Annotated in this window: 16 protein-coding genes; 6 read left to right on the top strand and 10 right to left on the bottom strand. The window is 56.8% G+C overall.

Going from position 1 to position 19,067, the window contains the following annotated elements; all coding sequences use genetic code 11:
- Window positions 1–250 precede the first annotated feature (250 nt).
- The 5 genes from dusA (at window position 251) to FMN52_RS16745 (ending at window position 4,825) form a co-directional block, all read left to right on the top strand.
- Window positions 251–1,309, top strand: a complete 1,059-nt coding sequence (gene dusA, locus FMN52_RS16765) for a tRNA dihydrouridine(20/20a) synthase DusA (RefSeq protein ID WP_148609690.1) — start codon at window positions 251–253, stop codon at window positions 1,307–1,309.
- Window positions 1,310–1,436: 127 nt separating this feature from the next.
- Complete coding sequence (gene tal / locus FMN52_RS16760; RefSeq protein ID WP_148609689.1) at window positions 1,437–2,402, top strand: transaldolase; 966 nt, start codon at window positions 1,437–1,439, stop codon at window positions 2,400–2,402.
- 42 nt (window positions 2,403–2,444) lie between these two features.
- Window positions 2,445–2,894, top strand: coding sequence for a TerB family tellurite resistance protein (locus FMN52_RS16755; RefSeq protein ID WP_148609688.1), 450 nt, complete (start codon window positions 2,445–2,447; stop codon window positions 2,892–2,894).
- A 12-nt stretch (window positions 2,895–2,906) separates the two neighbouring features.
- Window positions 2,907–4,034 carry a 3-deoxy-7-phosphoheptulonate synthase gene (locus FMN52_RS16750; protein ID WP_148609687.1) on the top strand — a complete coding sequence of 376 codons (1,128 nt, stop codon included), beginning with the start codon at window positions 2,907–2,909 and terminating at the stop codon, window positions 4,032–4,034.
- The gene (locus FMN52_RS16745) at window positions 4,031–4,825 is read left to right on the top strand and encodes a glycerophosphodiester phosphodiesterase (RefSeq protein WP_148609686.1); all 795 of its coding nucleotides are present in this window, start codon (window positions 4,031–4,033) and stop codon (window positions 4,823–4,825) included. Before FMN52_RS16750 ends, FMN52_RS16745 begins: the two co-directional genes overlap by 4 nt.
- 57 nt (window positions 4,826–4,882) lie before the next feature.
- Here FMN52_RS16745 and sthA read toward each other — a convergent pair whose 3' ends face one another.
- The 10 genes from sthA to FMN52_RS16695 form a co-directional block, all read right to left on the bottom strand.
- Window positions 4,883–6,274: a Si-specific NAD(P)(+) transhydrogenase gene (gene sthA, locus FMN52_RS16740; RefSeq protein WP_148609685.1), complete on the bottom strand. Its 1,392-nt coding sequence runs from the start codon at window positions 6,272–6,274 to the stop codon at window positions 4,883–4,885.
- A 58-nt stretch (window positions 6,275–6,332) separates the two neighbouring features.
- Entirely contained in the window at window positions 6,333–6,581 is a 249-nt protein-coding gene (gene nqrM, locus FMN52_RS16735) for a (Na+)-NQR maturation NqrM (protein WP_148609684.1), read from the bottom strand.
- Between the two features lie 12 nt (window positions 6,582–6,593).
- On the bottom strand, window positions 6,594–7,643 hold the full coding sequence (locus tag FMN52_RS16730; RefSeq protein ID WP_148609683.1) for an FAD:protein FMN transferase: 1,050 nt from the start codon (window positions 7,641–7,643) through the stop codon (window positions 6,594–6,596).
- Window positions 7,644–7,652: 9 nt separating this feature from the next.
- Window positions 7,653–8,879 carry an NADH:ubiquinone reductase (Na(+)-transporting) subunit F gene (gene nqrF, locus FMN52_RS16725; protein WP_148609682.1) on the bottom strand — a complete coding sequence of 409 codons (1,227 nt, stop codon included), beginning with the start codon at window positions 8,877–8,879 and terminating at the stop codon, window positions 7,653–7,655.
- A 37-nt stretch (window positions 8,880–8,916) separates the two neighbouring features.
- Entirely contained in the window at window positions 8,917–9,525 is a 609-nt protein-coding gene (gene nqrE, locus FMN52_RS16720) for an NADH:ubiquinone reductase (Na(+)-transporting) subunit E (protein ID WP_064228854.1), read from the bottom strand.
- Window positions 9,525–10,190 (bottom strand): NADH:ubiquinone reductase (Na(+)-transporting) subunit D, encoded by a 666-nt coding sequence (locus FMN52_RS16715; RefSeq protein ID WP_148609681.1) that lies wholly within the window; start codon window positions 10,188–10,190, stop codon window positions 9,525–9,527. The genes nqrE and FMN52_RS16715 overlap by 1 nt, the downstream gene beginning before the upstream one ends.
- 2 nt (window positions 10,191–10,192) lie before the next feature.
- Window positions 10,193–10,996: a Na(+)-translocating NADH-quinone reductase subunit C gene (locus FMN52_RS16710; RefSeq protein ID WP_148609680.1), complete on the bottom strand. Its 804-nt coding sequence runs from the start codon at window positions 10,994–10,996 to the stop codon at window positions 10,193–10,195.
- Window positions 10,989–12,197: an NADH:ubiquinone reductase (Na(+)-transporting) subunit B gene (locus tag FMN52_RS16705; protein ID WP_014577570.1), complete on the bottom strand. Its 1,209-nt coding sequence runs from the start codon at window positions 12,195–12,197 to the stop codon at window positions 10,989–10,991. The genes FMN52_RS16710 and FMN52_RS16705 overlap by 8 nt, the downstream gene beginning before the upstream one ends.
- Window positions 12,198–12,201: 4 nt before the next feature.
- The gene (locus FMN52_RS16700) at window positions 12,202–13,548 is read right to left on the bottom strand and encodes a Na(+)-translocating NADH-quinone reductase subunit A (RefSeq protein ID WP_148609679.1); all 1,347 of its coding nucleotides are present in this window, start codon (window positions 13,546–13,548) and stop codon (window positions 12,202–12,204) included.
- Between the two features lie 268 nt (window positions 13,549–13,816).
- Window positions 13,817–15,286 (bottom strand): glyceraldehyde-3-phosphate dehydrogenase, encoded by a 1,470-nt coding sequence (locus tag FMN52_RS16695; RefSeq protein WP_148609678.1) that lies wholly within the window; start codon window positions 15,284–15,286, stop codon window positions 13,817–13,819.
- Window positions 15,287–15,507: 221 nt separating this feature from the next.
- Here FMN52_RS16695 and mfd point away from each other — a divergent pair, with 221 nt between their 5' ends.
- Window positions 15,508–19,041 (top strand): transcription-repair coupling factor, encoded by a 3,534-nt coding sequence (gene mfd, locus FMN52_RS16690; RefSeq protein ID WP_148609677.1) that lies wholly within the window; start codon window positions 15,508–15,510, stop codon window positions 19,039–19,041.
- The last annotated feature ends 26 nt before the right edge of the window (window positions 19,042–19,067 follow it).

Here is a 19,067-nt window from a genome sequence, read left to right as displayed (position 1 = left end):
TTTTATGCGGTTAACCCTTAACTCTCAAATCGAGAACCAAGAAAGTGTTTATTTTTTCGACACCGTAAAGGCGGTGATGTAAACGTCCATGTAAACATCAACCTTCTGGAAAGATGCAAAGAAGAAACCACACCCACCCTAATAATCGAGCCGATGACTGGCAAGCTAACGCCGCGACATGCCGACACTATCGAGTGCTGGGAAGACTCGGTACAATCTTCATTCAGCCAATCCCTAAACAGAGCGCAACGTGAATCAGTCAACCGTTTCCAAACAACCGGGAGAGAATCCAAAAGCGACCGGACATGCTCGCGCGCATCCCTCTCGCCGCTTCTGCGTGGCCCCGATGATGGACTGGACTACGAGTCACTACCGTTATCTGGCGCGCCAGCTTAGCCGGCAGACCCTGCTCTACACCGAGATGATCACTACCGGCGCGCTGATTTATGGCGATACGACACGCTTTCTGCGCCACGACGAGGCCGAGTACCCGCTGGCCCTTCAGCTTGGTGGTAGTGATGCCGGCGAACTTGCCCACTGCGCCAGGCTGGCGCAGCAATACGGCTTCGATGAGGTTAACCTGAACGTCGGTTGCCCCAGCGATCGGGTTCAGAACAACATGATTGGCGCCTGCCTGATGGGCCATCCGGATAAGGTGGCGGATGGCGTGCGCGCCATGATTGAGGCAACCGACCTGCCGGTCACCGTGAAGCACCGGATCGGTATTGATGGGCGGGAGTCCTGGGATGATCTCTGCGAATTCGTGGAAAAGGTTTCCGAGGCCGGCTGCCGGACGTTTATCGTTCACGCCAGGATCGCGATTCTTGAAGGCCTGAGTCCCAAGGAAAACCGGGAAGTTCCACCGCTCAAATACGACTGGGTATACCGGCTGAAAGCGAAGTACCCGCACCTTGAAATTATCATCAACGGCGGCATCAAGACCTTCGAAGAGTGCCACGAGCATCTCCGGCATACCGACGGCGTGATGCTTGGTCGGGAGGCGTACCACAATCCCTGGCTGCTGGCGGGGGTTGATCCGGAGTTTTTCGGGCATGCGGCGCCGGTGGAAACCCGGCATCAGGCACTTCGGGCCATGCTTCCGTTTATCCGGAGCGAACTTGAGCGCGGCGTATTCCTGACCCACATGTCCAGGCACCTTCTCGGCCTGTTCCACGGCCAACCTGGCGGTCGGCAGTTCCGTCGCTATATCAGTGAGAACGCCCATAAATCCGGTGCTGGCCTGGAAGTGATCGAAACAGCTCTGGAAAAGGTGCATGAACCGGCGGCGCCGGAGATTGCCGAAGCTTAATCGCCGGCAATTGCTACCATACCTTTTGTTGTCTTGTTCCTGTCAGAGCGGCCCGTTATTGTAGGCATATAGCCAGAGCCCGGGATTCGGGCGCACCAATAACAGATCAACCGGGACGACAGGACGAATGACCAGCAAGCTCGACCAACTGAAGACCATGACCACGGTAGTGGCGGATACCGGCGATATCGAAGCCATTGCGAAGTGGCGGCCGGAAGATGCCACCACCAATCCATCCCTGCTGCTCAAAGCTGCCGCTTCCGACGCTTACCGGCCGATGCTGGACAAGGCTGTGACAGAGGCCCGGCGGCATGGCGGCTCAGACGCCGAGCAGCTGACCATGGCCACTGATATGCTGGCCGTACTTGCCGGGCGAGAAATCCTCAACCTGATTCCCGGTGTGGTTTCGACGGAGGTGGATGCCCGGTTGTCCTTTGATACCGCAGGTACGCTCGAGCGCGCCCGCCGTCTGGTTGAGCTGTATGACAAGCAGGGCGTCGACACCAGTCGCGTGCTGATCAAGATTGCTTCCACCTGGGAAGGCATCCGTGCCGCCGAGCAACTGGAGAAAGAAGGGATTCGCTGCAACCTGACGCTGCTGTTCTCCTTCATTCAGGCTGCGGCCTGCGCCCAGGCCGGGGCATTCCTGATCTCGCCCTTTGTCGGTCGGATTCTGGACTGGCACCTGGCCAGCACAGGCCGTGACAGCTACCCGGCCGCAGAAGATCCGGGGGTGCTTTCCGTCTCTCGCATCTACAATTACTACAAGGCCAACGGCTTTAACACGGTGGTGATGGGCGCCAGTTTCAGAAATACCGGCGAAATCGAAATGCTTTCAGGTTGCGACCGCCTGACCATAAGCCCTGCCCTCCTGCAGGAGTTGCAGGACGACCAGGGCGATCTGCCGCGGCGACTGGTCGCCGACACAGCCAGCTCACCGGATCAGTTTGGCACCATCGACGAGAAACTGTTCCGCTGGGAATCCAATGAAGACGCCATGGCTACCGAGAAGCTGGCCGATGGCATTCGTCGGTTCACAGCCGACCAGATAGAACTGGAAAATCGGGTCCGGCAGCTGGCCAACGCCGCCTGACACCGCGCCTCAAACCAAACACAGGAGTAGGACTGTCCGATCATGATCGAGCGCCTGAAAAAACTGTTTGCGGCACCGGAAGCTGAAAGTGAGAAGCCCGATAACCATCAACTCGCTGTGGCTGCAACAGCACTAATGGTTCAGCTTTCCCGGGTCGACCAGGATGAGGACGAGCGGGAGCTGCAGGCCATCGTTGATGGCGCGGTCAAAGCACACCAGGTTACCCGGGCGGAAGCAGAAGAGATTCTTGAAGACGCCCTGAGCCATGCAGATGACGCCACGTCGCTGTATGAGTTTACCGGCCAGATCAACGAGCATCTGGACCAGGAGGGCAAACAGGCCCTGCTTGAGAGTATTTGGCGCGTGGCGTTCGCGGACGGCCGCATCGACAAATACGAAGAACACCTTATTCGCCGCATGGCAGACCTGCTGCATCTTAATCACCGGGAATACATGCAGGCGCGGCACCGGGCGCAAGACGCCGGTTCTTGAAAAGGAGACAGCATGCTAGCCATTCTTCATCCGAATACCGCTCTGGACAGCGAAGAATACCGACAGACCATGCACTACCTCGAGAATCTTCCGAACGTCTCGGTTCGGGTTCATGAGGTTCAGGGTGCCACCCAGAGGCTGACCGAGATCTACCTTCTCGGGGACACCAAACCCCTGAACAAAGAAGAGATCGAGGCCCTGCCTGCGGTTGAACGGGCCATTCGCATCTCGGACGACTACCGTATTCTGGGCCGCCACCGGGATGACCGCCGGCAAAGCGGCTTCACCTACAACGGTGTCGAGTTTAATCAGTCCAATCTGAACATTTTTGCCGGCCTATGCGCCGTCGATGTGCCCGAGCATGTCGACATGATGATGCAGGCCCTTGAGGACAACGGCGAAGTCTGCACCCGAATGGGCGCCTACAAGCCACGCACCAACCCCTACTCATTTCAGGGCCACGGTAAGGGCTGCCTTCCCTGGGTGTTCGAGAAGGCTGGCAAGCGTGGCATCAAGGTGATCGCCATGGAGATCACCCATGAGAGCCACATTGAGGAAATCGACACCTGCCTCGAAAAACTTGGCCGTCCCACCGGCGTGATGCTGCAGGTGGGCACTCGAAACACCCAGAACTTCGAGCTTCTGAAAGCCATTGGCCGCCAGAACACCTATCCGGTGCTGCTCAAGCGTGGTTTCGGAATTACCCTGAATGAATCCCTCAACGCCGCCGAATACCTGGCCAGCGAAGGCAATGCCAACGTGATCTTCTGCCTGAGGGGCATGAAAACCGAGGCTGGCCAACCCCACCGGAACATGGTGGATTTCGCCCACGTGCCTGCGGTCAAACGCCTCACTCGTATGCCAGTGTGCGTCGACCCGTCCCACTCGGTGGGAAGTCGTGAACAGTCTCCGGACGGCATTCTTGATGTCATGCACGCCACTGCCCAGGGCGTGGTAGCAGGCGCCAACATGGTGCTGGTGGACTTCCACCCCAAACCGGAAAAAGCCCTTGTGGATGGCCCCCAGGCCCTGCTCATGAACGAGCTACCGGCGTACCTGGAGGACATTCGCCTTTGCCATGACACCTGGAAGAAGCGCCAGGCCATTTACCAACGCTTGAAGGATGATGCAGCGGAATGATTGTCTACGGACACAGAGGCGCGAAGGGAGAGGCCCCGGAAAACACCCTTCCGGGATTCATGCATGCCTACAGGCATGGTATCCGGAATTTTGAACTGGATCTGGTGCTGTCCAAAGATGGCAAGCCGGTACTGGTGCATGATCTTTCGGTAGACCGCACCACCAGCCAGAAAGGCAGCATCAGCCAATACACCGCTGCCGAACTGGCGGCTATGGACGCCCGGCGCAACACCAGCTCCTGGCCCACTCCCACCGGCATTCCGACACTTGAAGACCTGCTTGATCAGTTCGACGACATCGAGCATTTGCAGCTGGAAGTCAAAAAAGACAGTCGCCAGCGGCTCAATATCCTGTGTAACCGGCTGACCGAGGTCATTCAGCGCCGGAACCTCTATCAGACTGCGGCAATCACCTCTTCAGACATCTGGTTTCTGAAGCAGATACGGCGGCGCAACAGGAACATCCGCCTTGGCCTGGTAGCCGAACGAAAATTCCCACGGCCTCTCAGTATGGCAAGCCGTTTGGGCTGCGAGTATCTCTGCATAAACTGGAAGTTGTGTTCAAAAGCGCTGGTGGAGCAGGGGCATCGACGTGGCATGCACGTGTCCACGTGGACTGTGAACCGCATTCACGACATGCTGCAGCTGGAAGAGATGGGGGTGGACAGCATCATTACTGACTACCCCACAAGTACCCGTATCTTTTTCGACAACAGGGCGAGGTCCGCCCTGTCCTTGCCCCAGAGCCGAGAATCGACCTCTCTCAACAGTGAAGCAGTGTCTACTGGCTGAAATCGCGGGCTTGGGGTCAGATGAAAACATTCATCTGACCCCGTTTTCGTAGATGGCTCAGAAGATCCGGTTCAGACCGTTCAGTGCCGCGACCCGGTACGCCTCAGCCATGGTCGGATAGTTGAACGTGGTGTTGATGAAGTAGTTCAGAGAGTTAGCCTCCCCTTCCTGATTCATGATCGCCTGGCCGATGTGGACGATTTCTGCTGCCTGGTCACCGAAACAGTGGATGCCCAGAATCTGGCGGGTCTCCCGGTGGAACAGGATTTTCAGCATACCTACTGCCTCTCCAGTGATCTGTGCGCGTGCCAGATCCTTGAAGAAGGCCTGCCCAACCTCATAGGGCACCTTGGCTTCTGTCAGTTCGCGCTCGGTTTTGCCAACGGAACTGATTTCCGGAATGGTGTAGATACCGGTCGGCACGTCGGACACAAAGCGGAAGTATGCATCGTCCACAATGTCCGAAGATGCCGAACGGCCCTGGTCATAAGCGGCGCTTGCCAGACTCGGCCAGCCGATCACATCGCCCGCCGCATAGATGTTTTCCACCTCGGTGCGGTAGTGCTCGTCAACGGCCAGTTGCCCACGGCCATTGGGTTCCAGACCGATATTTTCGAGGCCAAGCTTTTCGGTGTTCCCACTGCGACCATTGCACCACAGGAATGCATCCGCACGGATTTTCTTGCCCGACTGTAGCGACAGCACCACACCGTGGTCATCACCCACAACCGACTCGTACTGCTCGTTGTGGCGAACCAGAACGCCGTTATTCCGTAGGTGATAGCTGAGAGCGTCGGAGATCTCGTCATCAAGGAACGACAACAGCCGGCTACCCGGGTTGATCAGGTCGACTTTTACACCCAGGCCCGCAAAGATCGAGGCATACTCTGAACCTATGACGCCAGCGCCATAAATAATCAGTGTGCGGGGCGTGTGAGACAGGTTCAGAATGGTGTCGGAGTTATAGATCCGATGATGGCGGAAATCCACATCGGGCGGCAGATAGGGTCGGGAGCCGGTGGCGATGATTGCCTGCTTGAAGTGCAGAGTCTCGGAGGACTTGCTGCCACGGACTTCAATACGGTTCTGGTCGACGAAAAAGGCTCGACCGTTGATCAGATCAACCCGATTGCGGGAGTAGAACTGAGTCCGGAGCTTGACCTGCTTGCCAATTACCTTTTGGGCATTCTGAAGCACCCGAGGGAAAGAGAACCAGCGGGGTTCACCGATATCCCGGAACATCTGGTTGGTGTTGAAGGTGATGATCTGTTTGACGGAGTGACGCAGCGCCTTGGACGGTATGGTGCCCCAGTGTGTGCAGTTCCCGCCAACGGTAGGCTTGTCTTCGATGATCGCGACACGTTTGCCGTGTTTCGTCGCATTCATCGCCGCGCCTTCGCCGGACGGACCGGCGCCGATAACGACGACGTCGTAATGATGTTCTGCCATGCGCGCAGTGACTCCTTATCTACGTCGTGAAAAGATGGTTGTAATTATCAAAAACAGATCAGTGCTTGCTGGTCTTGCTGGCGTCGTATGCCAGAGCCTCGGGCTCTTTACTTTCGTTGGCCAACCGCTCGTTTTCTTCTTCGCACTTCTGGGTATTGCCACCGCAGATATCACAGGACTGGCTGATACCAAGAGCGCCAATTCCGCCGCAGGTCCCACTGATGGGCTTGCGCCCCAGGATTACGCCGATGGACATGGCTGCAACCAGCAACACCACGATCAAAAGAACCAAAAGAAAGGTACCCATGTTGCCCTCCCCTCATTGAGTCACGTAGGACGAAAAGGCCGGCGTCTGGTGCGTTTCGAAACCTTCATCCGTCCTGACAATAAAATAGGCCGGGATATTCTCCCTCACCGCGAGCGCATTGGCCCGCTCGTAGCCCATCACGTTAAAGCCGGTCGCCAGAGCATCCGCTGTCATACAGTCATCCGTAATGACAGTGACCGATGCCAGTTTGTGAGCAATCGGCTCACCAGTCGCAGGATCTATTGTATGAGAATAGCGACGCCCTTCCGATTCGTAATAATTACGATAATCACCCGATGTTGCCATAGCGCGTGATTCCAGCGCCACCACCCGGTTTACCTCGCGCCCCTCAGACACCGGCTGTTCGATGGCCAGACGCCAGGTGCTGCCATCGGGTTTGCGACCATTAACCCGAACCTCTCCGCCGATCTCTACCAGATACGCCTCTACGCCTTCGCTTTCAAGGAAGCGTGCCACCACGTCCACCCCATAACCCTTGGCGATGGCCGACAGGTCCACATATTGCGGTGGTGTCGCACGCACGGCAGGCGGATCTGCCCGCAGTTCAAGATTATCGAAACCGGTGGCGGCTAGAGCCTTCGCAAGCGATTCTTCCGAAGGCACCTGTTCCGGCCGAGCCTTGGGCCCGAATCCCCATAGATTCACGACCGGCCCAATCGTTACATCAAAGGCGCCATCGGTCATCGTGGAGATCTCTTCGGCCTTCTGGAGAACCTCGAACAACCCGGCTGAAACAGGAGTCCACTCGGATTGATCGGACTGCTGATTGAAACGGGACAGCTCCGAATCGTCCCGCCAGGTCGACATTGACGCGTCAACGTCTTCCAGCACCTCGTCAATGCCACTCGCCAGAGTTTCAAGCCTCTGCTGATCCTCGGTCAATACGACATTAATGTGGTAACTGGTGCCGAAGACAGGGCCGGATATTTCCCAGATTTTTTCTTCTGGCTGAAACGAACAACCCGCCAGAACGGCAAAGGCCAGCGCTATAAAAGCGCTGGCCAGGGCCACCCTGGCGGGTCGTAGCATGCTGAATGTCATCAGGACTGCTTAGCCTCCAAAGTCATCCAGCATGATGTTCTCATCCTCAACGCCCAGATCCTTTAGCATCTTTATGCAGGAGGCGTTCATGATTGGGGGCCCACACATGTAGTACTCACAGTCTTCCGGAGCCGGGTGGTCCTTCAGATAGTTTTCATACAACACGTTATGGATAAACCCGGTCGGGCCTTCCCAGTTGTCCTCGGGTAGTGCGTCGGATAGCGCAACGTGCCACTCGAAGTTTTCATTCTCTTCCTGCAGCCCGTCGAAATCTTCTACGTAGAACATCTCGCGAACGCTTCGGGCACCGTACCAGAAGCTGATCTTGCGCTTGGAGTTCAGACGCTTGAGCTGATCAAAGATGTGGGAACGCATGGGCGCCATACCCGCACCGCCACCGATGAATACCATTTCAGCGTCAGTCTTCTTGGCGAAGAACTCACCGAACGGTCCCATCACGGTCACCTTGTCTCCCGGCTTCATGTTGAACACATAGCTCGACATGATGCCCGGGTTGTGGTCCGTGCCAGGAGGCGGCGTAGCGATACGAATGTTGAACTTGAGAACACCCTTTTCTTCCGGGTAGTTCGCCATGGAATAGGCCCGGATGGTCTCTTCCTTGTTGACCGCCTTGTAGCGCCAGATGTTGTGCTTGTCCCAGTCCTCGTGGAACTCTTCCTCGATATCGAAATCCTTGAAGTCGATTTCGTAGGGAGGGCACTCAAGCTGAACATAGCCGCCGGCCCGGAAGTCCACTTCCTCACCTTCAGGCAGCTTGAGTACGAGTTCTTTGATGAAGGTGGCCACGTTGTGGTTAGAGATAACCTCGCATTCCCACTTCTTGACGCCGAAGAATTCCTCCGGCACTTCCACCTTCATATCCTGTTTGACAGGAACCTGACAGGACAGGCGCCAGCCTTCTTTCTCTTCACGGTTGGTGAAGTGGGTCTTCTCTGTTGGCAGCATGGCACCGCCGCCTTCCAGAACCTTGCACTTGCACTGGGCGCAGGTACCGCCGCCACCGCAGGCAGAGGACAGGAAAATACCACTGTTTGCCAGAGTACCGAGCAGCTTGCCGCCGGCTTCGGTCTTCAGCGTGTGTTCTGGATCATCGTTGATCTCAATGGTCACATCACCGGTGCTTACCAGCCTGGACCGGGCCGCAAGAATCACTGCGACCAGGGCCAGAACGATAACGGTGAACATGACCACACCGAGAATAATTTCTGTATTCATGGTCTCGCCTTTTCGTTAAACCGAATCACCGGGTGAATTACAGTGAGATACCGGAGAAGGACATAAAGCCCAGGGACATCAGACCAACGGTAATGAAGGTGATACCCAGACCACGCAGGCCTTCCGGAACGTCACTGTACTTCAGCTTCTCGCGAATACCCGCCAGGGCAATAATTGCCAGCGCCCAGCCAAGGCCGGCGCCGAAGCCATACACCACACTCTCGCCAAAGGTGTAGTCACGCTCCACCATGAACAGCGAGGCACCCAGAATGGCGCAGTTCACCGTGATCAGTGGCAGGAACACACCCAGGGCGGCATAGAGCGCCGGGATATACTTGTCCAGTACCATTTCCATGATCTGAACAATGGCCGCGATTACCCCGATATACGTCAACAATCCGAGAAAGCTCAGGTCTACGTTAGGCAGGCCTGCCCAGTCCAGGGCGCCTTCGCGCAGGATGCTGTTGTACAGGAGGTTATTCACCGGAACGGTTACGGTCAGCACCACAACAACGGCAATGCCAAGCCCCGTCGCAGCCTCGATCTTCTTGGAGATGGCCAGGAAGGTACACATCCCCAAGAAGAACGCCAGAGCCATGTTTTCAACGAAAACGGCCTTAAGAATCAGACTGATATAGTGTTCCATCAGAAGGCCTCCTTGGCGACATGACGTGACATTTTGTAGTCAGGCTCTTCAACCTGCTCCGGCTTCCAGGTCCGCAGACCCCAGATGGCCAGGCCGATAATAAAGAACGCGCTCGGCGGCAGCAGCAACAACCCGTTCGGGATGTACCAGCCGCCTTCGTTGACCACCGGCATCAGGGACACGCCGAACAGGGAGCCGGCACCCAGCAGTTCACGGAAGAAAGCAACAAAGACCAGGAGCACGGAGTAACCCAGACCGTTACCAACGCCGTCCAGGAAGCTCAGCCAGGGGCCGTTCTTCATGGCGAAGCCTTCCGCGCGGCCCATGACGATACAGTTGGTGATAATCAGGCCAACAAACACCGACAGCTGCTTGGAAATCTCGTAGGCATAAGCCTTGAGTAACTGATCAACCACGATTACCAGTGAGGCGATAATGGTCATTTGCACGATGATCCGGATACTGCCCGGAATCTGGGTACGTACCAGCGACACCGCAAGGTTGGAAAATGCGGTAACGGCAATAACCGCTGCACACATAACAAGAGTAACGTTCATGCTGGTGGTTACCGCCAGCGCTGAACAGATGCCCAGGATCTGCAGGGCAATCGGGTTATTGCTGAAGATCGGTTCGAAGAGAACCTGTTTGGCTGATGCATCTGCCATGATCAGACCTCCCCTTCACGAAGTTTTTGCAGGAACGGCGCGTACCCGCGGTCGCCCATCCAGTAGTTAACCAGTTGCTCAACGCCGCGGCTTGTCAGCGTAGCACCAGACAGAGCATCAACCTTGTGCTCCTTGTCCTGTGCATCGGCGCCAACACCGCCCTTGACCAGTCGCACCTGGGGCTCGGAACGGTCTTCGTTGTAGACCTCCTTGCCCACCCACTGGCGCTTCCAGCGCGGGTTGTCCACTTCACCACCAAGCCCCGGGGTTTCTGCATGTGCATAGAAACCCAGACCTTCGATGGTGTTCAGATCGCCCTCGAGAGAAATGAACCCGTAGAGCGTGGACCAGAGACCGTAACCGTGGATCGGAAGAACCACGCGGTTGATCTGGCCGTTCTCGCTCATGGTGTAGACCTTGGCAACATTCGGACGGCGCTTGATACCGGCCTTGTCTTCAGAAGACGGAATGTTGGTGGACATCTCGGGGTCCGAAGCAGCCTTGTACATGTCGTACTTCATCGGGTCCTGGACACCCACGTCGGAAGGCTCGACGAATTCACCCGTGTCCAGGTCAACCAGCCGGACATCAAAGCGTGCGAACGCCTCTTCGATCTCCTCTGCGCTGGAGCCAGACTCCAGCATGCCGGCCGAAGACAGAATATTGGTCTTGATATCCAGGTTCTGGTTCTGGATCTGGGCCGGTCGAAGCAGTACCGCTGCAGTGGACACCACCACAGAGAAGGCAATACTCAGAACCAGCGCAACAACCAGAGTGCGGGAGACGGTTTCTTTAGCTTTAGCCACGAGCGAGCCTCCGTTTGATGTTGGCCTGGACCACGTAATGGTCCATCAGCGGCGCAAACAGGTTGGCGAACAGAATCGCCAGCATGATGCCCTCGGGGAAGGCCGGGTTGATGACACGGATCAGGATTGTCATGACACCCACCAGAATGCCGAAACACCAGCGACCGGTGTTGGTCATCGCCGCGGACACCGGGTCGGTTGCCATGAACATCATACCGAAGGCAAAACCGCCCATAACCAGATGCCAATGCGCAGGAATTGCGAACATCGGGTTGGTCTCGGATCCGACGATATTAAGCAGCAGGGACATGCCGATCATACCGATCAATACGCCGCCGACAATCCGGTAGCTGGCAATCTTCATGACCAGCAGTATCAAGCCGCCTATCAGCACCGCCAGGGTTGACGTTTCACCCATGGAGCCCTGAATGGTTCCCACGAAAGCACTCATCCAGCCAATCTGGGCTTCCAGTGCTTCCAGACCGCCACTTGCGGCCCAGCTCAGCGCAGTAGCGCCACTGAAACCATCAACCGCGGTCCACACTGTGTCACCAGAAATCTGTGCCGGATAGGCAAAGTACAGGAACGCGCGACCAGTGAGGGCCGGGTTCAGGAAGTTCTTGCCGGTACCACCAAACACTTCCTTACCGATCACGACACCAAAGGTGATGCCCAGAGCCACTTGCCAGAGCGGGATAGTGGGCGGGCAGATCAGCGCAAAAAGAACCGATGTGACAAAGAAGCCTTCGTTCACTTCGTGACGACGCACGGTGGCAAACAGCACTTCCCAGAAACCACCGACCACGAAGGTCACAAAGTAGATGGGAACGAAGTACGCCATGCCGTAAACGAAGTTATCCCATACGCCCGCACCGGCCCCGGTGATGGCGAGTGCCTGAATGAAGGCAGTCCGCAGGCCGCCGTCAGCAACCATGGCGTCCGGATTGGACGCAAGGAAGCTGTTGGCCTGGAAGCCGATGTTCCACATACCGAAGAACATCGCCGGGAAAGTACACAACCACACGGTAATCATGATGCGTTTGAGGTCGACGCCGTCGCGCACGTGAGCGGTGGTGGAAGTTACTTTACCGGGCGTGTAGAAAATGGTGTCTACGGCTTCGTACAACGCATACCAGCGCTCGTACTTGCCACCCTTTTCAAAGTGATGCTCGATTCCATCGAGAAACTGTCTGATAGCCATCGTATTAGCCCTCGATCTCGATTCGGGTCAGGTTCTCGCGGAGAATCGGACCATATTCATATTTGCCCGGGCACACGAACGTGCACAGCGCCAGATCTTCTTCATCCAGCTCCAGCGCGCCAAGCTTCTGTGCCATCTCTGTATCGCCGACAATCAGCGAACGCAGCAGCTGCGTCGGAAGAATATCCAGAGGCATGATCTGCTCGTAAGCGCCAACCGGAACCATCGCCCGCTCACTGCCGTTAGTAGTGGTGGTGAAGTTGAAAAGCTTGCCACTGGTCAGCTTGGACAGATAAATGTTCAGCACCGAGAACCGGTTCGGGCCCGGAGACAGCCATCCCATGAACTCACGCTTGTTGCCCTCTTCAAGTACCGATACCTGATTGGCAAAGCGGCCAATGTAGGCGCATGGGCCATCGCCGCGGCGACCACCGAACACAGACCCCGAAATCGGCCGGATCTCGCAATCTGTGGCAACTTCGCCCTCCAGAAGTTCCTCGAGGCTGGCACCCAGACGGGTACGAACAAGGCGCGGCTTCAGCGCCTTGGGGCCACCAATCGCGACAATACGCTCCACCGGGACTTCTCCGGATTCAAACAGTTTGGCGATGTCGATGACGTCCTGATAATTGATGGTCCAGACCGTTTTGCTGCCGGATACCGGATCCAGGTGATGGATATGGGTACCAACATTGCCCGCCGGATGCTTGCCATCAAACTGGTGAACCTCAACAGCGTCGGATTTGGGAACCGCCACGTTGGATCCGGGCTTGCCGGTAACAAAGACTTTGCCCGTGGTCAGCTTGGTGAGGAGCGTCAGGCCTTTCTCAAACGCCTGGCTGTTCTCGCCAATGATCACCGTCGGGTCCGCTGCCAGCGGGTTGGTGTCCATAACCGACACGAAAATGGAGTGAGGGGCGGAGTCGATCTCCGGAACCTTGCTGTAGGGGCGCGTCTTGAACGCCGTCCACAAACCGGATTCCACAAGATTATCAACTACCTGCTGGCGTTCCAGGCCGGCAAGATCCGATTCGCTGTAGCGGGCAAATGTCTCAGCCTCGTCGCCATCGATTTCGATAACGATCGACTGGAATACCCGACGCTCACCACGGTTAATCTCTTTCACCACGCCGGCGGCGGGTGACGTATAACGAACGCCTTCGGTCTTCTTGTCCGTGAACAGCAGCGTACCGCGCTTGACACGGTCCCCCTCTTTCACAGCCATCGTCGGCTTCATGCCGATATAGTCAAAACCGATCAACGCCACGTGGCGAACGGGTTTGCCGTCTGTAATGGTCTGTTCGGGAGCGCCGCTGATGGGAAGATCCAGGCCTTTTTTGATCTTGATCATTAGCCTCATCCAATCATCAGAAACTTATCAATGGATTCGTAACGCCCGGCATCTGCGGCCCAGAAAAACAATGAGAAACGAAGTGCCAGACGTACCCAAAATCGCGCCAATTATAGAGATTAAGGAATCCTATTTCCACCAGAAACCGGAACCGGTTAAGCGCCGGCAACCGAAAAGAGCCGAACAGCTGACCATAAAAACAAAAACCCCGACAGCAATTGCTCTCGGGGTCTTTGAACCTTCACTTCACCAGATCGGCGCGATTCGCTCAGTCTCTCGCACGTTTGGGGAAGATCGGGTAATTTACACCTGCCATTTGGTTGACCACGCGGATCACCTGAGCGCTGTAGCCGAATTCGTTGTCGTACCACACGTACAGGATCAGACGCTTGCCGCTGGCAATGGTTGCCTGAGCATCAACGATGCCGGCGTGACGGGAACCGACGAAGTCCGTGGAAACCACTTCCGGGGAATTCACGAAGTCGATCTGCTTCTGCAGCTCTGAGTGCAGCGCCATATCCCGGAGATAGTCGTTCACACCTTCCACCTCAACGTCTTTCTTGAGGTTGAGATTCAAAATCGCCATGGAGACGTTCGGCGTAGGGACCCGAATCGCATTGCCGGTAAGCTTGCCTTTCAGAACCGGCAGTGCCTTGGCAACGGCCTTAGCTGCACCTGTCTCGGTAATTACCATGTTCAAGGCGGCGCTGCGTCCGCGACGGCTACCCTTGTGGTAGTTATCGATCAGGTTCTGGTCGTTAGTGTAGGAATGCACGGTCTCAACGTGACCGTCTTCAATGCCGTACTCATCCTCGATCGCCTTCAGCACCGGCGTGATGGCATTGGTGGTACAGGAGGCTGCTGACAAAATCTTGTCTTCATCAGTGATCCAGTCGTTATTGATACCATAAACGATGTTCTTGATATCACCCTTGCCCGGAGCGGTCAGGATAACGCGGCTGACGCCCTTCGATTTCAGGTGCAGGCCAAGACCAGCTTCATCACGCCACTTACCGGTGTTGTCGATCACGATGGCGTTGTTGATGCCGTAGTCGGTGTAATCGACTTTGTCCGGACCATCGGAATAGATCACCTTGATGTAGTTGCCGTTGGCAATCAGGGCTGATTCCTTCTCGTCCACGGTTATAGTGCCATCGAACGGGCCGTGCACCGAGTCACGGCGCAGCAAACTGGCACGCTTCTCAAGATCGTTTTCCGCGCCACCCTGGCGGACGACAATCGCGCGCAGGCGCAGGTTATTACCGCCACCGGCCTTCTCGATCAGGATACGCGCCAGCAGACGACCGATACGGCCAAAACCGTAAAGCACCACGTCTTTGGTGTCATTATTGGCATCTTCCTCGGACTGGGCAGCGTACTGCCCCACAACCGGGCCAATTTCACGCTTCAGGAATTCGGTCAGGTCACCGCCTTCGTCTTTGAACTTGACTGCCAGCTTGCCGATATCCACGTGGGCGCGACCAAGATCAAGCTTATCCATGGCCTGCAGAATCGGCAGGGTGTCATGAACAGAAAGCTCGCTGTCTTCAACCTGGCGCACAAAACGGTGGGCGCGGATGATGTCAATAACCGACTGGTTGATGATGGCGCGGCCGTAGACAGAAGTAACCACATTGTTCTTGCGGTAGAGGCGGCCGATCAGCGGAATCATGGCTTCCGCGGTGGATTCTCTTTCTGTCCAGTTGGACAGGTGCTGATTGATCTGTTCGTGACTCACGCTTTGACCTCTGCAGTTGGCACTTGGAAATTTGGGCGCACATTATCCAACTTAATCCGGCGGACCGCAAATACGACAACCCATGACCTTCGTATAGGAGCCGCCTGTCTATAAAGCAAGCGCTGCACCATGAATTGGCGCCATGACAGTGCCGACCGCGAGCGTTAGAATACGCGCCACATCGCCTCTCGGACATCCACAGCAGGAGAACCAGACCGCCCATGAGCCAAGGTGCCAGCACCCGCCCGTCACCCCGCCCCATGATTGCCCCGGCATTCCCGACACGACCGGCCGATCACAGGACATGGGGTCAATTGCACGGCAGCAGTGACGCGCTGGCCATCTGTGAAAGTGCCCGGGCCCACAGGGGCCTGACTCTGGTCATAACCCGCAGCACCGCCGATGCTATTCGGCTTGAGCAGGCCATGCGTTTCTTCCTCGGACTACCTCCGGAAGAGGATGGCCCTGCGATCAGCGAAGACGGACTGGAACTGCTTTCTTTGCCAGACTGGGAAACTCTGCCCTACGATCTGTTTTCGCCCCATCAGGACATCATCTCCCGGCGAATCCGGACGTTGCACCGCTTGCCCTCAACCAGCCATGGAGTATTGGTGGTTCCGGCGCGAACCCTGATGCACAGGCTGCCGCCGGTTAATTACCTTCAGGGCAACACTCTGCTTCTTGAAGTGGGACAGTCCCTGGACATCGAGAACTGGCGAATGCAGCTGGAAGCGGCGGGGTACCGGCATGCCGAGAACGTTTACGAGCACGGCGAATACGCTGTCCGCGGCGCAATACTGGATATCTTCCCAATGGGCGCCAGCCAGCCCTATCGAATTGACCTTTTCGATGACGAGATCGAGACGCTTCGCACCTTCGATCCCGAAACCCAGCGTTCGATCGACCGGATTGACCGCATTGAGCTTCTGCCCGCGTTCGAATTTCCCTGGCATAAGGAGGCACGGTCAGGGTTCCGAAGCCGCTGGTTCGAACAGTTCCCGAATGCCGACAAGGACATACCCATATACCAGGATGTAACGCACGGCATCACTCCGCCGGGCATCGAGTACTACCTCCCCCTATTCTTCGACCAGACAGCAACGCTGTTTGACTACCTGCCCGGGGCAACCCATGTCTTCACCGCTGACGGACTGAATGATGCGGTCGGCCATTTTGACAGCGAAACCCGCAACCGATATGAAGACCGGCGCCACGATCGACTACGACCGATTCTGCCCCCCACCCGTCTGTTTTTGCAGCAGGAAGAGCTGTTCAGGCACCTGAAAGCCTTCCCCAGGGTGACCATTTCATCAGAGACCACAGAGACTTCCGGATCGGTCAACTGCCCGACAGAATCCCTGCCGGATATTGCCATGGACGGTCGGGCCGCAGATCCAGCCGGTCGACTAAAACGATTTCTCGGCGAGTTCGACGGCCACGTGCTGATCTGCGCCGAATCTTCCGGTCGGCGAGAAGCCCTGATGGAGAATCTTGGCGAGCAGGGCCTTGAGCTGAAAACCCTTCCCGGCTGGCAGGCCTTTCTTGAAGACAAAGGGAGCCCACTGACTATTACCATTGCTCCGATGGAGCAAGGCCTGGTGCTCCCCGAGCATTCCGTTGCCCTGATTACCGAAACAGCCCTGTTCGGAGAGCGGGTACTGCAGCGACGTCGCCGTGAAAAGCCCACAGAGACCGATGATGCCGGTTTCCGGGATCTGTCGGAATTGCGGATTGGCGCCCCGGTGGTTCATATTGACCACGGCGTCGGCCGCTACCAGGGCCTGGAGACGATTACTGTTGAAGGCGAAGCCAGCGAATTTCTGATGCTTGAGTACGCCGGTGGCTCCAAGCTCTATGTGCCAGTCTCCAGCCTGCATCTGATTTCACGTTATGCCGGCAATGACACCGAGCACGCGCCACTGCACAAACTCGGAACGGACCGCTGGAGCACGGCCAAGCAGAAAGCCCTGGAGAAAATCCGTGATACCGCCGCCGAGCTGCTAGACGTCTACGCCCGCCGGGAAGCGCGCAAGGGATTCAGCTTCGAGGATCCGAAGGAGGCCTATCGCGCCTTTGCCGCCGGCTTCCCGTTCGAGGAAACGCCGGACCAGCAGGTCGCCATCCAGTCGGTATTCGAAGACATGACCAGTGAACGACCGATGGACCGCCTGGTGTGTGGCGATGTGGGTTTTGGAAAAACCGAGGTTGCCATGCGCGCAGCGTTCCTCGCCACATGGTCTGGCAAACAGGTGTCGGTTCTCGTTCCCACTACCCTGCTTGCCCAGCAACATTACGAATCCTTCCGGGACCGTTTCTCGGACACCCCGGTACAGGTCGAGCTTCTCAGCAGGTTCCGAACCGCCGGCCAGACCAGCAAGGCGTTGGAGGCCGTGGAGAACGGCAGAGCCGACATCGTCATCGGCACCCACAAACTGCTGCAGGGCGACATCAAGTTCAAGAATCTTGGCCTGGTCATCATCGATGAAGAGCACCGCTTTGGCGTACAGCAAAAGGAAAGACTGAAAGCACTGCGAGCAGAGGTCGACATGCTCAACCTGACCGCGACTCCGATTCCGCGGACGCTGAACATGGCCATGGGGCATCTGAGAGACCTCTCAATCATCGCAACACCGCCGGCGCGACGACTTTCGGTGAAAACCTTCGTGCGCCAGAAAGACAACGCCATGGTCAAGGAAGCCATTTTGCGGGAAATTCTCCGTGGCGGTCAGGTCTATTTTCTCCATAACGATGTGGCGACCATCGAGAAAACCGCCGAGGATCTCCGCTCGTTGATTCCCGAAGCCCGGGTGGGTGTAGCCCACGGCCAGATGCGGGAACGGGATCTAGAAAAGATCATGTCGGACTTCTATCACAAGCGTTTCAACGTGCTGGTGTGCTCGACCATCATTGAAACCGGCATCGACGTTCCCAGCGCCAACACCATCATCATCGAGCGGGCCGACAAGTTCGGCCTGGCTCAGCTGCATCAACTCCGGGGGCGCGTGGGCCGGTCTCACCACCAGGCCTACGCCTACCTGCTCACACCACCGCCGAAATCCATTACGGCGGATGCCAAAAAGCGTTTGGATGCTATTTCGGAGGCGCAGGACCTGGGCGCCGGCTTTATGCTGGCTACCCACGACCTGGAAATCCGGGGCGCGGGAGAGTTGCTGGGCGAAGAACAGAGTGGGCAAATCGAAAGCATCGGATTTACCCTTTATATGCAGCTGTTGGATGAAGCCGTCAAAGCCATTCGGGAAGGCCGAACACCCAATGCTGACCTGCCACTGAGCCACGGCACGGAAATGAATCTAAGGATCCCGGCACTGATTCCCGAGGATTACCTGCCCGATGTCCATAACCGCCTGATGCTTTACAAGCGGATCGCCAGCGTGGACAGCCCGGGCGCATTAAAAGAACTTCAGGTTGAGATGATTGATCGGTTCGGATTATTGCCGGATCCGGCCAAGAATCTGATCCGCCAGACGGAGCTTCGACTCCGTGCGGAAGCCCTGGGCATCGTTAAAGTGGATGCCGGCAAGGAATGGGCGAGGCTTGAGTTTGGCAGCTCGACACCGGTGGACCCTCTCGTCTTGGTTAAGAAAGTGCAATCCTCACCGGACCAGTACCGGCTCGAAGGTGCCAACAGCTTCCGTTTTCGGCTGAAGGATGCCACAACCGGTGGTAAACTCGACGGCATTTCCCGGATGCTTGGCGAGCTTGAGCCTGCAAAAAGTGACGCGTCCGGCTCATGAACGGCCGACCAACATGTGGAGTACGA

It is taken from the genome of Marinobacter sp. BW6 (assembly GCF_008107725.1).
Lineage (GTDB): Bacteria > Pseudomonadota > Gammaproteobacteria > Pseudomonadales > Oleiphilaceae > Marinobacter.
This window is presented reverse-complemented; position numbering and strand designations above follow the sequence as displayed.

Bases quoted from the DNA above. Each gene is read 5' to 3' on its own strand.
- tal (WP_148609689.1), top strand. From the start codon at position 1,437: ATGACCAGCAAGCTCGACCAACTGAAGACCATGACCACGGTAGTGGCG.
- FMN52_RS16755 (WP_148609688.1), top strand. From the start codon at position 2,445: ATGATCGAGCGCCTGAAAAAACTGTTTGCGGCACCGGAAGCTGAAAGT.
- FMN52_RS16750 (WP_148609687.1), top strand. From the start codon at position 2,907: ATGCTAGCCATTCTTCATCCGAATACCGCTCTGGACAGCGAAGAATAC.
- FMN52_RS16745 (WP_148609686.1), top strand. From the start codon at position 4,031: ATGATTGTCTACGGACACAGAGGCGCGAAGGGAGAGGCCCCGGAAAAC.
- sthA (WP_148609685.1), bottom strand. From the start codon at position 6,274: ATGGCAGAACATCATTACGACGTCGTCGTTATCGGCGCCGGTCCGTCC.
- nqrM (WP_148609684.1), bottom strand. From the start codon at position 6,581: ATGGGTACCTTTCTTTTGGTTCTTTTGATCGTGGTGTTGCTGGTTGCA.
- FMN52_RS16730 (WP_148609683.1), bottom strand. From the start codon at position 7,643: ATGACATTCAGCATGCTACGACCCGCCAGGGTGGCCCTGGCCAGCGCT.
- nqrF (WP_148609682.1), bottom strand. From the start codon at position 8,879: ATGAATACAGAAATTATTCTCGGTGTGGTCATGTTCACCGTTATCGTT.
- nqrE (WP_064228854.1), bottom strand. From the start codon at position 9,525: ATGGAACACTATATCAGTCTGATTCTTAAGGCCGTTTTCGTTGAAAAC.
- FMN52_RS16715 (WP_148609681.1), bottom strand. From the start codon at position 10,190: ATGGCAGATGCATCAGCCAAACAGGTTCTCTTCGAACCGATCTTCAGC.
- FMN52_RS16705 (WP_014577570.1), bottom strand. From the start codon at position 12,197: ATGGCTATCAGACAGTTTCTCGATGGAATCGAGCATCACTTTGAAAAG.
- FMN52_RS16700 (WP_148609679.1), bottom strand. From the start codon at position 13,548: ATGATCAAGATCAAAAAAGGCCTGGATCTTCCCATCAGCGGCGCTCCC.
- mfd (WP_148609677.1), top strand. From the start codon at position 15,508: ATGAGCCAAGGTGCCAGCACCCGCCCGTCACCCCGCCCCATGATTGCC.